The organism is Aquifex sp. (assembly GCF_056494385.1).
The window spans coordinates 24,731-39,504 of record NZ_JBSLZM010000053.1; the positions used below are offsets into that span (position 1 = coordinate 24,731).

The following is a 14,774-nucleotide window of genomic DNA, read 5'->3' on the forward strand; positions in this document are numbered from 1 at the left end:
GAACTGTGAAAAAAAAAGATTAACTTACTTGAGACCTACACAGTCTATCGTTAAGAACGCAATCTTTAACATACTCGGGGATATATCAGGGATAAAGTTTCTTGACCTATTTGCGGGAACAGGACAGATAGGGCTAGAGGCGGAAAGAAGGGGAGCTCAGGTCATATTCGTTGAGAAGAACAGAAGCCTTGCGGAAGAGATAAAGAGGAAAACAAAGGAAAAGGTTGTTATCGGGGATGCATTGAGTTTTCTGAGAAGAACCAAAGATAGGTTTCACGTGATATTTGCAGACCCACCCTACATTTACGACAAATACGACGAACTCATAAAATTAGCTCTTTCAAGACTTGAAGAAGGGGGTGTATTCATACTAGAGCACGATAAAAGGAAAAGCTTTAACGCACCGGAAGAAAGAAGATACGGTGATACAGTATTATCAATATGGGTAAAAGAGTAGTTTATCCGGGAACTTTTGACCCTCCCCACTTCGGGCATCTGGACATAGTAAAGAGGAGTGCGAGAATTTTTGACGAGGTTACGGTGGCAATAGCTAAGAGACCGAGAAAGTATCTTCTCTTTGACATAGAGGAAAGGGTTGAGATGTTTCAAAAAATGGTTGAGGATATACCTAACGTAAAGGTTAAGAGCTTTGACGGCTTACTTGTTGACTTCCTAAAGATGGAAGGGATAAACGTAATAGTAAGAGGGGTTAGACTTTTTACCGACTTTGAGTATGAACTTCAGATAGCCCTTACCAATTACAGGCTTGCCGGTGTTGAAACCATATTCATGATGCCCTCCCAGGAGTATATACACATAAGCTCAACAATTGTAAGGGATATAGCTTCTTACTGCGGAAATCTTGAGGAGCTTACTCACCCGTATGTTATAAAAAAACTGAGGGAAAAGTTCGGATGCTCTTAGTTTTTCTCCTTTTCTCCTTTGCTTTTGCTAAGGAGCTTTGTCTTGAGTTTAATATTGACACTGAAGACCCTTACGTAAACAAAAGGGTAGCCACATACGTTGAGAAGTATGCCCTTGAGTCGGGGTTTAAGCTCGGTTGTTCCGAGAACTCGTTAAACCTAAAGGTTAATGCCTCCTTTTCCGAAGAGGGAATAGCCGTATCTCCCAAACAGAGGGTATCAACTTACCTACTGAGCTTAAGTATAAGGATAGGAAGCGAAACCTTCTCTGCAAGCGTTCCCTACTCCCTTCCCTCGGGAGCTTTTGGTGAGCTTCCAAGAAGAAGAGCCCTTGAAGAAGCGATGCAAAGGTTAAGGCTTCCCATAATTAAATACTTCACGGAGCTTTACGCAGGGAAGAGAGAGCCTTAAGATTTCCTTTATGAACGCGATTGAGGAAATAAAAAGGGTAATTCCCCAAGTGGAGAAGTATGTGAAGCAAAGGATAAATGAGTTTGAGAGGCTCGGAAGGGAAGGCAAAACCCACTTTGACTTTCGCCCTTTTCTGGATATAGACTACAACGCCGGTATATTTTCGGAGCTTTGCTTTTGTATACTAACCGCAAACTCCTCAGCAACCCTGGGTATAAAGATACAGGCAACTCTCGGAGACGAGGGATTTATGAACATGTCGGAAAATGAGTTAACCCAAACTCTTACCTCCTTCGGACACAGGTATGCCCAGCAGAGGGCACAAAGGATAGTTGAAGCGCGGGAAAAGTTTAAAGAGGTTTTATCTCTGATACAAAGGGAGAAAAACCCGAAGGTGATAAGGGAGCTCCTTGCAGACCCAAAATCAAGATACAAGATAAAGGGTTTCGGCTACAAAGAGGCTTCACACTTTCTCAGGAATATAGGCTTTAAAGACGTTGCGATAATAGACAGGCATATATCAAGGTTTCTTATGGAAAAAGGACTCCTCAGAGAGGTAAAAACCATCACACCGAAGGTTTACCTTGAAGCTGAAAAGGCACTTGAGAGCCTGTCAAAAGAGCTTAATCTTACCCTCGGAGAGCTTGACCTATACATCTTTTACATAAAAACGAAAAAAGTTTTGAAATGAAAAAAGGTTCAGGCTATATTTTTTCTCTTATTAATAGGAGGAGGCTATGGAGAAGGAACTCCTTAAGAAATGTAAAAAGAGACTTTTAGAAGAAAAAGCAAAGATACTTGAGAGATACCTTGAGAAGGAAGAAACCCAGCAAAGACTGGGAGAGGAGTCAAGGGAGCCGAGGGACTGGGAAGATATAGGTCAGATAACCTATACTGAGGAACTCCTTGATAACCTTTCACAGGTTGAGATGGCAACACTCAAGGAGATAGATTACGCCCTTGAGAAGATAGAAAAGGGAGTTTACGGAATATGCGAAAGATGCGGGGAGGAGATACCCGAGCAAAGACTATGTGCTATACCTTGGACCAGATACTGTGCGAAATGTGCGGAGGAAGTTGAGAAAGAAAGCGGAACTTATATGCCCTCTTACGGTATAGATATGTATAATCCGGAAAACATACAGGTAGAAAGAGAAGACATAGGGGAGGCATGATAGAATACTCCCTATGCTCTGGAAGAAATCCCTAACGGAACTGAAGGAACTCCTTAAAAAGGGAGAAGTATCCCCTAAAGAGGTAATTGAGAGCTTTTACGATAGATTCAATCAAACGGAGGAAAAGGTAAAAGCTTACATAACACCCCTTTATGAGAAAGCTCTAAAAGAGGCAGAAAATCTAAAAGGTAAGGAAAAACCCCTTTACGGAATCCCCGTAGCTGTAAAGGACAACATTCTGGTTGAAGGAGAAAGAACAACATGTGCGTCAAAGATTCTTGAAAACTTCATAGCTCCGTATGATGCAACTGTTATAAAGAAACTAAAAGAGGCGGGAGCCCTTATAGTCGGAAAGACAAACCTTGACGAGTTTGCTATGGGTTCTTCAACCGAGTATTCCGCCTTTTTCCCCACGAGAAACCCGTGGGATACCGACAGGGTTCCCGGTGGTTCTTCCGGCGGTTCCGCAGCTGCTGTTTCCGTTCTTTCCGTACCCGTATCCCTGGGTTCTGATACGGGAGGCTCAATAAGACAGCCTGCAAGCTTTTGCGGAGTCATAGGAATTAAACCTACATACGGAAGGGTGTCAAGGTATGGGCTGGTTGCCTTTGCGAGTTCCCTTGACCAGATAGGGGTCTTCGGAAGGAGAACCGAGGACGTAGCCCTCACCCTTGAGGTGATAAGCGGATGGGACGAAATGGACAGCACTTCGGCAAAAAAACCCGTTCCCAATTGGAGCGAAGAGATAAAGAGAGAGGTAAAAGAACTTAAGGTGGGGATACCGAAAGAGTTTTTTGAGTTTGAGCTTCAAAAGGAAGTAAAGGAAGCTTTTGAGGATTTTATAAAGGAACTTGAAAAGGAGGGTTTTGAAACGATAGAGATTTCCTTACCCCACGTGAAATATGCTATACCTGCTTACTACATAATTGCACCCTCCGAGGCCTCTTCAAATCTGGCAAGGTATGACGGTGTAAGGTACGGCTACAGAGCAAAGGAATACAGCGACGTAATTGAGATGTATTCAAAAACGAGGGATGAAGGGTTCGGACCTGAGGTAAAGAGAAGGATAATGCTAGGAACTTTTGCCCTTTCCGCAGGTTATTACGATGCTTACTATTTAAAGGCTCAAAAGGTGAGGAGGCTTATATACGAGGACTTTATGAAGGCCTTTGAAAAAGTTGATATAATAGCTTCACCCACAACTCCCACCCTTCCCTTTAAGTTCGGAGAGAGGACTAAAAACCCGATAGAGATGTATCTCTCCGATATACTCACAGTTCCCGTAAGCCTAGCAGGTCTTCCGGCTCTATCAATGCCTATAGCTTGGAAGAATAATCTCCCTGTAGGAGGACAGCTTATAGGAAGACCTTGGGATGAAACAACGATATTAAGAGTTTCCTACATCTGGGAACAGAAGTTTAAACATTACGAGAAAATACCCCTTTATTAAATGTATAACCACCTTCTCGGTGTAATTCTTGCCCTTCTTTCCGCCTTCTTCTGGGCTACAAACGACATTTTTAACAAAAAACTCCTTGATGGAAGATACGACGAGAACTTTATCCTGTGGATTAGGTTTCCCTTGGGGACTTTACTGCTTTCCCCTTTCGGAATTCTAAACTGGGACCTTAACGAAACGGTTTTCTTAACAACCTTTTTATGGCTTCCTCTTGAGATATTTGCTTCTATCTTTTTCATAAAAGCCATAAAGTATTCACCCCTATCGGTCGCCATGCCTTTTTTCACTACTATGCCCGTTTTTTCCGCGCTGGGGGGCTGGTTTATACTTGGTGAAGAGCTTGACCTAAAGGGATGGCTGGGGATAGCCCTTATATTTTACGGAAGCCTGAAACTCGCTCGGGGAGACCTGAAGTCCTTTTTAAGGATAAACAGGGGCGTCCTTTACGCCCTGGTTTCATCTTTCCTTTTCGGTATAAACGTAGTTATAGGAAAAATAGCGGTTGTAAACAGCAATCCCCTTTTCTTTTCTTGGTATTACTGCCTCGTTATGAGCTTTTCGTTACTTCCTTTTGTGAAGAACTTCCCTCCCTTAAAAGCTTTAAAGAGGTATGAATTTCCCCTTCTCGGAGTCTTTTTCTCCCTCGGTATGGTTACCTATACCTACGCATACCTCTTTACTTATGCCTCTTACGTTTCGGCGGTTGAGAGGTTATCAATAATCCTTGATGTAATTTACGGAAAGGTTATCTTCGGTGAAAGAACTCAGAACGCCTTGAAATCAAGTCTTATCATGATGCTGGGAGCTTTACTCCTGAGCCTCTGAGAAGTTCAACTATAGTTTTTATCTTTTCCTTCACCTCTTCTTCTTTACCCACGACGTTTATGTGTCCGACCTTTCTTTTAGGCCTTGCCTTCTTTCCGTACCAGTATATTTTCGTTCCTTCTATTGATAGTATTTCCTTCAGGGGTATCTCAGAAATATCCTTTCCGAGTATGTTAACCATGCCGGAAGGTGTTTTAATCTCCGTTGAACCTAAAGGTAGGTCAGTTAGGGCCCTGAGGAGATTTTCAAACTGAGAGGTGTAGGCCCCGTCAAGAGTCCAGTGTCCGGTGTTATGAACTCTGGGGGCAAACTCGTTTATAAGAACCTTACCGCTTTTTAGGAGAAAGAACTCAACGGTGAAAACTCCGACGTAGTTTAACTTTTCCATCAGCCTTTTCGTTATCTCCTCTGCTTCCCTCACGTATACAAAGGGGACGTAGTTATAAAGGAGTATTCCACCCTCATGTTTATTAAAGGGTTGAGGGTAAAAGATAACTTCACCCTCTTTATTTCTCACACCTATACACGAAATCTCAGCATCAAACTTTATAAACTCCTCAACAACGAACCATTCACCCCTTTCGTGGTTCCTGATAACTCCCTTTAAGTCTTCCTTCTTCTCTATCCTATACTGGCCCTTTCCGTCGTATCCGAGCTTTTCCGCCTTAACAACTGCGGGAAACCCTATCTCATCAACCGCTTCGTATAACTCGTCCCTCTTTGCTATGACGAACCTGGGAACGGGAAACCCGTTTTCCTTCAGAAATTTTTTTTCCCTTACCCTACTTTTCTTTATAAAGAGAACCTCCGAGTTTACGAGCTTATCCTCTACCTTTTCTATTATCTCTTCCCTTATGTGTTCAAACTCGTAGGTTATCACATCACACCATTTGTAAAACTCTTCAAGTTCGCTTGACCTAAAACAGGCATCCGCAACCTTACAGGCGGGGGCATCTTCCTTGTCCTCAAGAACGTAAAAAGTGTATCCTAGCTTTCTTCCTTCAAGGATAGTCATCCAGCCAAGTTGTCCACCCCCCAGTATACCCACCTTAAACATACTCAGCTTCCCCTTTTTGCCTTTATCCTCCTAAGTTCTTTCATAAAAGCCTCAAGAGCTTTTCTTTCCTCATCTCCGTAAAAGAACTCCTTCTGAATAGCGTAATCCCAGTTAACCTTTTTCCCGTCAAACCAAGGTCCGTCAAGACATGCAAGCTTTTCCTCTCCCTCCACGAGAACCCTACAGGCAAGACACAGTCCGTTCGCATCAAGTATATGAGCGTTAACCATTGCTATATGGTTTAATTCCTTTTCCTTTGCAACTTCACAGACCATCCGGGAGTCTAAGTTACTTCCGGCACTTACAACCAGGTCGGGTTTTAGAAAGTTTTCAAGGAAATACCTCAGTGCCCAATCGGTATTCCCTTCTTCTCCTAAAGAGCCGTCTTCCGTAAAAACTAAGAACTCCTCGGAAATTTCCGATGCTTCCTCCGTGAGAAATACCTTTTCCTCATTTTCACCTACGTGTATAAAGTAAACCTCGTTATTTTTTCCTTTAAGTGCCTTTCCCACGTTTATTAAGGGAGCTATACCCCAGTTCTTTGAAATGAGTAGAACCCTTCCGTATTTATTAACGGGAAAGGGAGAACCGCAAGGGGCTTCTATAAAGCTAAATCCCTCTTCAAGGAGTTCCGCTATCTCAAGAGTAGCCCTTCCTACCGTTTCTACCAAGAAGGTGTAAGAGTTTTCCTTAACGTGAAGGAAGGAAAGGGGAATGGGCTCGGAGTCTTCTTTAAACTGAACCAGTGCATACTGTCCCGGTTTTACGAGCTTAGCCCTATCGTCTTCAACTTCAATCAAAACCGCGGAAGGTGTTAACCTCTCCTTTCTTATAACCCTGTACATCAGCCACCTACCTTCATAATGTACTCAAGACAGGTTCTAACACCGAATCCCGTTCCTCCCTTCGTGTAGTAAGCGTAATCCTCCTTAGACCATGCGGGACCCGCTATATCAAGGTGAACCCACTTTATTCCTTCCTCTACGAACTCCTCAAGGAACATAGCGGCGGTTATTGCTCCTCCGTATCTTCCTCCCGTGTTCAGAACGTCAGCAACGGTGTTCTTTATCTTCTTTCTGAGTCTCTCGTCGTCCATAGGAAGCTCCCACACCCTCTCACCCGTTCTCTTAGCTATCTCCTTTATCTCTTCCGCAAAGTCCGGTGCGTTCGTAAAGAGTCCGGCGGTATACTCCCCGAGAGCTACCATGCACGCACCCGTAAGCGTTGCCATGTCTATAATCTTGTCGGGTTTTAACTCACTCGCATAAGATAGGGAGTCTGCCATCGTTACCCTTCCCTCAGCGTCCGTGTTGTCTATCTCTATATACTTTCCGTTTTTAGCCCTTATCACATCGTCCGGTCTGTATGCGTTTCCGTCCGGCATGTTTTCCGCTGCAGCGATAATTCCGTGAACCTCAACCTGAGGTTTTAACTGAGCCACAGCCTTCATAATCCCGAGAACCGCACACGCTCCGCTTTTGTCCATCTTCATATTCCTCATGTAATCCCCGGGCTTTATGTTGAGTCCTCCGCTGTCAAAGGTAAGCCCCTTTCCGACTATAGCTATCTTCTCCTTCGGTTTCCCCTGGGGTTTGTAGGTAAGGTGTATAAACCTCGGAGGTGTTGCGGAACCCTTTCCGACGGAGTAGAGAGCCATCATACCCATTTCCTGTATTTCCTTCTCGTCGTAAACCTTACACTCAAGTCCGTATTCTTCCGCGAGTTTTTTAGCTTCCTCAGCAAGGGTCACAGGGTTTATAACATTTCCGGGTTCGTTTACGAGGTTTCTCGTGTAGTTCTGAGCTTCTGCAAATATCTTCCCTTTTTCTATACCGCCGTTCTCTCCCCTGTATATGAGAAACTCCTTAATCTCAAATGTGTCCTCCTGCTTGCTCCTATACTTATCAAAGCTGTAGCTCCCGAGTATAGCACCCTCCGTTAGTGCCTTTGTAAGTTCCTCGGGAAGTTCTCCCCTTCTTGGTGTCACAACGAGTGTTGATTCAACCTTATCCTTTTTCAGTCTCTTTACGAGGTTTGCAGAAGCCCTTCTGTATGTATCCTCGTTTACCTTCTCCTTCTTCCCGAGACCGACAAGATAAACGGCATTTACAGAAAGTCCCACGGTCGGAACCTTTAAAATCTCCCCTTCCTTTCCTTTAAAGTTCTCAACCTCAAGAACTTTCCTAACCCTATTCGCAAGGCCCTTTGATAGTCTTCCGACGGGTCTTGTATCCCCTTCGTAAACCATAATGGATATGCTTTTTCCCTTGTATGCCTTTATATCATCCCTGTAACTCTTCACTTCCATCTTTTCTCACCCCTTTATATACTATATACTTTAAATGCCTAAAAGAACCGACATAAAAAAGATACTCATAATAGGTTCGGGACCAATCGTTATAGGACAAGCTGCCGAGTTTGATTACTCGGGAACTCAAGCCTGTAAAGCCTTAAAACAGGAAGGTTATGAGGTCGTTCTCGTAAACTCCAATCCCGCAACCATAATGACAGATCCGGAACTTGCAGACCGAACCTATATAGAACCCCTTACCGCGGAAATCCTTGAAGAGATTATAAAGGTTGAAAGACCTGACGCTCTTCTTCCAACTCTCGGTGGACAGACGGGTTTAAACCTTGCGGTTGAACTTTACGAGAGTGGCATCCTTGATAAATACGGCGTTGAGTTGATAGGTGCCAACTACGAGGCTATAAAGAAAGGGGAGGACAGGGAACTATTTAAGAAAGCCATGGAAAATATAGGTCTAAAAGTTCCCGAGAGTGCCATAGTCCGCTCAATGGAGGAGGGACTCAAGGCAATAGAAAAGATAGGATTTCCGGTTATTCTAAGACCTGCCTTTACCCTAGGGGGAACGGGAAGTTCAATAGCTTACAACCTTGAGGAGTTCAAAGAAAAGCTTAAGGTAGCCCTTGAGACTTCCCCTATTCACGAGGTTTTACTTGATAAGTCCCTTATAGGCTGGAAGGAGATAGAGTTTGAGGTTGTAAGGGATAAAGCGGACAACGTTATAATCGTATGTGCCATAGAAAACTTAGACCCCATGGGTGTCCACACCGGTGATTCAATAACGGTAGCTCCTACCCAGACCCTTACAGACAAAGAGTATCAAATGCTTAGAGATGCAGCTATAGCGGTTATAAGGGAGGTAGGAGTTGATACGGGAGGGTCAAATATACAGTTTGCACTCTCTCCGGAAAGCGGTGAGTTTTACGTAATAGAAATGAACCCGAGAGTTTCCCGTTCTTCAGCTTTAGCATCAAAGGCAACAGGATTTCCCATAGCTAAGGTTGCGGCAAAGCTTGCGGTAGGCTATACCCTTGACGAGCTCAAGAACGATATAACTAAGTTCACCCCTGCTTCTTTTGAACCTTCAATAGACTATGTTGTAGTAAAGATTCCGAGGTTTGATTTTGCAAAGTTCCCGGAAGCGGACAGAACTCTCACAACGATGATGAAGTCCGTAGGGGAAGTTATGGCCATAGGTAGAACCTTCAAGGAAGCTTTACTGAAGGCTATAAGAAGCCTTGAGATAGACAGATACGGTCTCTCTTTTCCGAGACTTGAAGTTGACAAGATAGACCTCGAGAGGAATCTCATAAATCCAAATCCCGACAGACTCTGGTATATTGCAGAAGCCATAAGGCGAGGATACACAATAGATGAACTTTACGAGCTTACAAAGATAGATAGGTGGTTCTTATACAACATAGAAGAGATTGTTAGATTTGAGAAAACACTTGAAAAAGAGGAACTTACACCCGAGATACTTAGGAGGGCAAAGGAGCTGGGATACTCCGATAACGAGATAGCGAAGATAAGGGGTAAAAAGGAAGAGGAGATAAGGGAGCTTAGAAAGTCCTACGGAATAAAACCATCGTTCAAGGGTGTTGACACATGTGCGGGAGAGTTCGTAGCCTACACTCCATACTACTATTCTTCTTACGAGAGGCCTTACTATACCGTAGAGGGAACGGAAATACTTGATGAAGATTAAAAAATTTATTTACTCTCTTCCCGAAGAAGAGTTTTACCGGCTCGTTTACGAGAAATCGCTTCCCGTTGAGGTTATTAAAAGGGAAGGGGGAAAGGTTATATTTGCCCTGTATAGAGAGCTAAAAGAGTTAAAACCTTTGGAAGTTCGGGAAGTTAAGCAAGATTGGGAAAACTGGATGGAAAGGTTTAAACCCGTTGAGGTTGACGACTTTGTAATTTTACCTCCTTGGAAGAGAGCGGTTTACATAAAGCCCGGAATGGCCTTCGGAACCGGGCTCCATCCGACAACGAGACTCTGTATAAAAGCACTCAAAAAACATTTAAAGGAGGGTATGAGTGTTCTTGACGTAGGAACCGGTAGCGGTATACTCGCAATAATTTCAAAGATACTCGGGGCTTCTTCCGTTTTGGGAATAGACGTAAGTGAAGATGCGGTAAGGGAGTGCGGAGAAAATGCAAAACTTAACAACGTTAAGATAACGTGTTTAAAGGCGGAGCCGGGAGACATTAAAGAAACCTTTGACCTCGTCGTTGCAAATCTTGAGATAAAGATATTTAGGGAAGTTTTACGGGATATAAAACCTAAGTTCAGAAAGATAGGGATATTCTCGGGTCTATATGAGGAAGAGGACCTAAAGGAATTTGAAAAGCTTTTACGTATAGACTTTTACGAGGTTCTTGAAGAAGAAAACTGGTATTGTATTGTTGTAAAAAAGTAAAAAAAGGGAAGGAAAGAAGTTACTCCTCAAGGGTTGAAACGTCACCCACGTCAAGACCAAGTTCTTCCGCTTTTAGTATTCTCCTCATTATCTTTCCGCTTCTCGTCTTGGGAAGCTTCTCCCTGAACTCAATCTCGTCGGGAACAGCTATAGGGCCGAGCTCGTTTCTAACGTGGAGCTTAAGCTCTTCAACAAGTTTCTCGGAGGGTTCAACACCTTTCTTGAGAACAACGAAAGCCTTTATGCTCTCTCCCTTAACCTCGTGAGGTTTTCCTATAACCGCAGCTTCAGCTACGGCCGGGTGACTGACCAGAGCACTCTCAACCTCCATAGTTCCTATTCTGTGTCCTGCAACGTTTATAACGTCGTCAGCTCTTCCGAGAATCATTATGTATCCCTCTTCATCGTATGATGCAAGGTCTCCCGCAAAGTAGACGCCCTTAATCGTGTTCCAGTATTTCTCGTATCTTTCGGGTTCTCCCCAGCACGTTCTCAACATAGAAGGCCAGGGAGATTTTATAACCAAGAAACCAACCGTATTGGGGGGAACCTTATTTCCGTCCTTATCAACAACCTCGGGTTCTATCGTGAAGAAAGGCTTCCCTGCTTTTCCGGGTTTTGCCGGATAAGAGGGGATTGTCGTTATCATGTGAGCCCCAGTTTCTGTTTGCCACCACGTATCAACGATTACACATTTTTCCCTTCCTATGTATTTGTAATACCAAAGCCAAGCCTCGGGATTTATAGGTTCTCCAACGGAACCGAGAATTCTCAGAGAAGAAAGGTCATACTTCATAGGCCACTCTTCCCCGTATCTCATGAACATTCTTATAGCCGTCGGAGCTGTGTAAAAAACGTTAACCCTGTATTTTTCTATGTATCTCCACCACCTTCCGGGGTCGGGGTAATCGGGAGCTCCCTCCGTTATAACTGACGTGACGCCGTTTGCCAGAATTCCGTAAACGATGTATGAGTGCCCGGTAATCCAGCCTATATCCGCAGTGCACCAGTATATATCATCATCGTGGAGGTCAAAAACTATCTTTGATGTGTAGTAAGTCTGAACCATGTAACCGCCCGTGGTGTGAAGAACACCTTTCGGTTTGCCGGTCGTCCCGGAGGTGTAGAGAATGAATAAGGGGTCTTCAGCATCCATAACCTCAGGCTCGCACTCGGGAGATGCGTTCTTAACCATCTCGTTAAAGTCAACGAAAAACTCACCTTTTTCCTCAAGAGCATCTCCGTCCCTGTCCCATACCACAACCTTTTCAACGAAGTCAAGTCCATCTATAGCCCTTTCAACCACAGAAAGAAGGTCTATTTTCTTACCCCTTCTTTGAGTGTAACTTGCGGTTACCACAACCTTAGCCTTAGCGTCTTCTATCCTCGTTCTAAGGGCGCCTTCCGAGAAACCGGCAAAAACTACGCTGTGTATGGCACCTATTCTCGCACATGCGAGCATAGTAGCTATAGCTTCTATAGTTGTAGGCATGTATATAGAAACCCTATCTCCCTTCTTAACACCGAGAGATTTAAGACCGTTGGCTATCCTGTTTACAAGTTCAAGGAGCTCCCCGTATGTAATCTTCCTCTCGTTATCGTTTTCATCAACGTATATGTATGCTACTTTATTTCTCTTTCCATTCTTTACATGTCTATCAAGACAGTTGTAGGTTATGTTTGTCTTGGCCCCTACGAACCACTTTGCGTATGGGAAGTTCCACTCAAGAACCTTGTCCCACTTCTTGAACCAGTGAAGCTCCTCCGCAACCTTAGCCCAGAAGCCTTCTCTATCCTTAACGCTTTCTTCGTAAACCTTTTCGTAATCCTTGATCCAAGCTCTTTCTACAATTTCCTCGGGGGGATAATACTTTTCCTTGACTTTTAAAAGGACTTCGGACTTCTCTTCAGCCATTTTAGCACCTCCTTTTTGAAATTAAATTTTAGCAACTTTTCATTAAAAATCTACAAAAGGAAACTGTAATAAAATTAAAAGGTTGTTTTAAAAATTTAAAGTAAAATCTCAAAAAATTAGAATATAAGCATAATTTAAATCTATGCTTAAGCGTGTATCCCTTGAAACACAAATATTTAAAGGGAAATTTTTAGATAAAACAGTGTTTTAAAAACGTATTTCTTGAATTTTTAAAGGGGAAAATCTATTATTTATTGAAACATCTTTATAAGGAGGTGGATTATGGATAAGGAAAAGCTGGAATCCTACCACAGAGCAAATATAACGGTTATAACTGTTCTCCTAATAGTATGGGCTCTCGTTTCCTACGGGGGGGCTATAATAGCGAAAGCTCTTTTCGGTGCAAAGGCAACAATTTTCGGGTTTCCCGCTCACTACTGGATAAGTGCCCAGTTTTCCGTAATCACCTTCGTCGTAGAGATATTCGTTTACGCTTGGATTATGAACAACCTTGACAGAAAATACGGAGTGGAGGAGTAAGCCATGGAGTGGCTCGGTTACGTAATAGTTTTCGGAATAGTAATAGTCTTCATGGCGATAGCTATTTATAACAGGGCTACCGAAGCGGCCGAATTCTACGTTGCGGGAAGAAGAATACCCGCCTTCTGGAACGGTATGGCCGTTGCGGCGGACTGGATGAGTGCAGCTTCCTTTATATCAATGGCAGGAGCTCTATACGCACTGGGATACGACGGACTGGCTTACATAATGGGATGGACAGGGGGATACGTCCTTCTCGCACTCCTCATAGCCCCTTACTTGAGAAAGTTCGGTAAGTTCACCGTTCCCGACTTCATAGCGGAGAGGTATGAGAGTAATTTTGCAAGGCTGGTTGCTTTAATAATAGCGATAATCATAAGCTTCACCTACATGGTAGGACAGGTAGCCGGTGTCGGTATCATAATGGGTAGACTCTTTGGTGTTCCCTTTGAAGTAGGTATAGCGATAGGTATGGTCGTGATTATAGCAACCACGATAATAGGCGGAATGAAATCAATAACCTGGACCCAGGTAGCCCAGTATATAGTTCTCATAACCGCATACCTTCTTCCCGTTTCACTTCTCGCTATGCAGTGGTTCGGAGTACCCCTGCCCCAGTTTTTATACGGAAACGTTCTCCAATGGATTACAGACCTTGAAACTCAGCACGGTATAACACCCCATTACGTGGAACCCTACGCCAAGTTTACTATGATTCAGTTTCTTGCACTTATGTTCGTCCTTATGGCCGGAACAGCAGCATTGCCACACGTTTTAATGAGGTTCTTCACAACGCCCTCCGTGAGGGATGCAAGATGGAGTGCGGGATGGGCTCTCTTCTTTATAGCTATACTTTACCTCACCGCTCCGGCTTATGCGGCATTTTCAAGGTACGTAATACTTAAGGATGTCGTGGGGAAACCTATAGACCAGCTTCCTGCATGGGCTCAGAAGTGGGCGGAAGTAGGTCTTTTCAACGTTATAGATAAGAACGGAGACGGTATAATACAATGGGCCGAGTTAAACATACACAGGGATATAATCGTTCTCGCAACGCCGGAAATAGCGGGTTTAAGCTTACTCGTCGGGTACTTCGTAATGGCAGGTGGTTTGGCAGCGGCACTTTCAACCGCTGACGGACTTTTACTCGTTATAGCTGCCGCTATATCAAACGACCTTTACGCAAAAATGATAAATCCCGACGCACCCGAAAAGAAGGTTGTTATGCTCGGAAAAGCTGCGGTTGCCGTAGCGGGAGTAATCGGTGGTTTTGTTGCAGCTATGAAGATAGGATTTATCGTCCAGATAGTCGCTTGGGCATTCTCCTTAGCTACAGCGTCATTCTTCCCTGCACTCGTTCTCGGTATATTCTGGAAGAGGCTAAACAGACAGGGAGCTGTAGCCGGAATGGTTGTAGGACTGCTCGTTACGATTATTTACATATACCTGAATAAGACCCAAGGTTTTTCAATAGCCGGAATCCAACACACCGCCTCCGGAGTTTTCGGGCTTATTGCTAACCTCGTAGTTTCCTACATAGTTGCGATGACGACACCTCCTCCTTCCGAGAGGGTTCAAAAGCTTGTTGAGGATATCAGGTATCCCAAAAAGATTCACGAAGTATGATAACAGACATAGAGGACTTCTTAAGAACCCACTACCCCTTTTCTTCCCTTCCTCCTACTTCTCTTGAAAGCCTTTCAAGAAACATAAAGATAAAGTATTACCCCAGGGGAAG

15 protein-coding genes are annotated in these 14,774 nt (G+C 43.8%); 11 read left to right on the top strand and 4 right to left on the bottom strand.

Annotation, left to right across the window (positions count from 1 at the left end; translation table 11 throughout):
- Positions 1-28 precede the first annotated feature (28 nt).
- Genes ACWB1W_RS04150 through ACWB1W_RS04180 form a run of 7 tightly spaced genes read left to right on the top strand, consistent with a single transcriptional unit; the run spans position 29 to position 4,793 of the window.
- A complete protein-coding gene (locus ACWB1W_RS04150; protein WP_479370129.1) occupies positions 29-457 on the top strand; it encodes an RsmD family RNA methyltransferase in 429 nt (142 codons plus the stop codon).
- A complete protein-coding gene (coaD, locus tag ACWB1W_RS04155; RefSeq protein WP_479370130.1) occupies positions 442-924 on the top strand; it encodes a pantetheine-phosphate adenylyltransferase in 483 nt (160 codons plus the stop codon). Before ACWB1W_RS04150 ends, coaD begins: the two co-directional genes overlap by 16 nt.
- The gene (locus ACWB1W_RS04160; protein WP_479370131.1) at positions 915-1,334 is read left to right on the top strand and encodes a hypothetical protein; all 420 of its coding nucleotides are present in this window, start codon (positions 915-917) and stop codon (positions 1,332-1,334) included. Before coaD ends, ACWB1W_RS04160 begins: the two co-directional genes overlap by 10 nt.
- 10 nt (positions 1,335-1,344) lie before the next feature.
- Positions 1,345-2,025, top strand: coding sequence for an N-glycosylase/DNA lyase (locus ACWB1W_RS04165; protein WP_479370132.1), 681 nt, complete (start codon positions 1,345-1,347; stop codon positions 2,023-2,025).
- Positions 2,026-2,071: 46 nt separating this feature from the next.
- Entirely contained in the window at positions 2,072-2,509 is a 438-nt protein-coding gene (locus ACWB1W_RS04170) for a TraR/DksA family transcriptional regulator (protein ID WP_479370133.1), read from the top strand.
- A 13-nt stretch (positions 2,510-2,522) separates the two neighbouring features.
- A complete protein-coding gene (gene gatA, locus ACWB1W_RS04175; protein WP_479370134.1) occupies positions 2,523-3,959 on the top strand; it encodes an Asp-tRNA(Asn)/Glu-tRNA(Gln) amidotransferase subunit GatA in 1,437 nt (478 codons plus the stop codon).
- Complete coding sequence (locus ACWB1W_RS04180) at positions 3,960-4,793, top strand: DMT family transporter (protein ID WP_479370135.1); 834 nt, start codon at positions 3,960-3,962, stop codon at positions 4,791-4,793. It abuts the gene before it with no gap.
- Here ACWB1W_RS04180 and purK read toward each other — a convergent pair.
- Genes purK through ACWB1W_RS04195 form a run of 3 tightly spaced genes read right to left on the bottom strand, consistent with a single transcriptional unit; the run spans position 4,759 to position 8,158 of the window.
- Positions 4,759-5,850: a 5-(carboxyamino)imidazole ribonucleotide synthase gene (gene purK, locus ACWB1W_RS04185; RefSeq protein WP_479370136.1), complete on the bottom strand. Its 1,092-nt coding sequence runs from the start codon at positions 5,848-5,850 to the stop codon at positions 4,759-4,761. The two genes, ACWB1W_RS04180 and purK, sit on opposite strands and share 35 nt — an antisense overlap.
- 2 nt (positions 5,851-5,852) lie before the next feature.
- Entirely contained in the window at positions 5,853-6,695 is an 843-nt protein-coding gene (locus tag ACWB1W_RS04190; RefSeq protein ID WP_479370137.1) for an iron-sulfur cluster-binding protein, read from the bottom strand.
- Positions 6,695-8,158 (bottom strand): leucyl aminopeptidase, encoded by a 1,464-nt coding sequence (locus tag ACWB1W_RS04195; RefSeq protein ID WP_479370138.1) that lies wholly within the window; start codon positions 8,156-8,158, stop codon positions 6,695-6,697. Before ACWB1W_RS04195 ends, ACWB1W_RS04190 begins: the two co-directional genes overlap by 1 nt.
- Positions 8,159-8,192: 34 nt before the next feature.
- On the opposite strand from ACWB1W_RS04195, the gene carB reads away from it, so the two are divergent.
- Both carB and ACWB1W_RS04205 read left to right on the top strand, forming a co-directional pair.
- Positions 8,193-9,863: a carbamoyl-phosphate synthase large subunit gene (gene carB / locus ACWB1W_RS04200; protein WP_479370139.1), complete on the top strand. Its 1,671-nt coding sequence runs from the start codon at positions 8,193-8,195 to the stop codon at positions 9,861-9,863.
- The gene (locus tag ACWB1W_RS04205; RefSeq protein WP_479370140.1) at positions 9,853-10,581 is read left to right on the top strand and encodes a 50S ribosomal protein L11 methyltransferase; all 729 of its coding nucleotides are present in this window, start codon (positions 9,853-9,855) and stop codon (positions 10,579-10,581) included. The genes carB and ACWB1W_RS04205 overlap by 11 nt, the downstream gene beginning before the upstream one ends.
- Before the next feature lie 19 nt (positions 10,582-10,600).
- Here ACWB1W_RS04205 and acs read toward each other — a convergent pair whose 3' ends face one another.
- A complete protein-coding gene (gene acs / locus ACWB1W_RS04210) occupies positions 10,601-12,496 on the bottom strand; it encodes an acetate--CoA ligase (RefSeq protein WP_479370141.1) in 1,896 nt (631 codons plus the stop codon).
- A gap of 282 nt (positions 12,497-12,778) precedes the next feature.
- Here acs and ACWB1W_RS04215 point away from each other — a divergent pair, with 282 nt between their 5' ends.
- Together ACWB1W_RS04215 and ACWB1W_RS04220 are read left to right on the top strand one after the other, a co-directional pair.
- Positions 12,779-13,036, top strand: coding sequence for a DUF4212 domain-containing protein (locus ACWB1W_RS04215; protein ID WP_479370142.1), 258 nt, complete (start codon positions 12,779-12,781; stop codon positions 13,034-13,036).
- A 3-nt stretch (positions 13,037-13,039) separates the two neighbouring features.
- Positions 13,040-14,662 (top strand): sodium:solute symporter family protein, encoded by a 1,623-nt coding sequence (locus tag ACWB1W_RS04220; RefSeq protein WP_479370143.1) that lies wholly within the window; start codon positions 13,040-13,042, stop codon positions 14,660-14,662.
- The last annotated feature ends 112 nt before the right edge of the window (positions 14,663-14,774 follow it).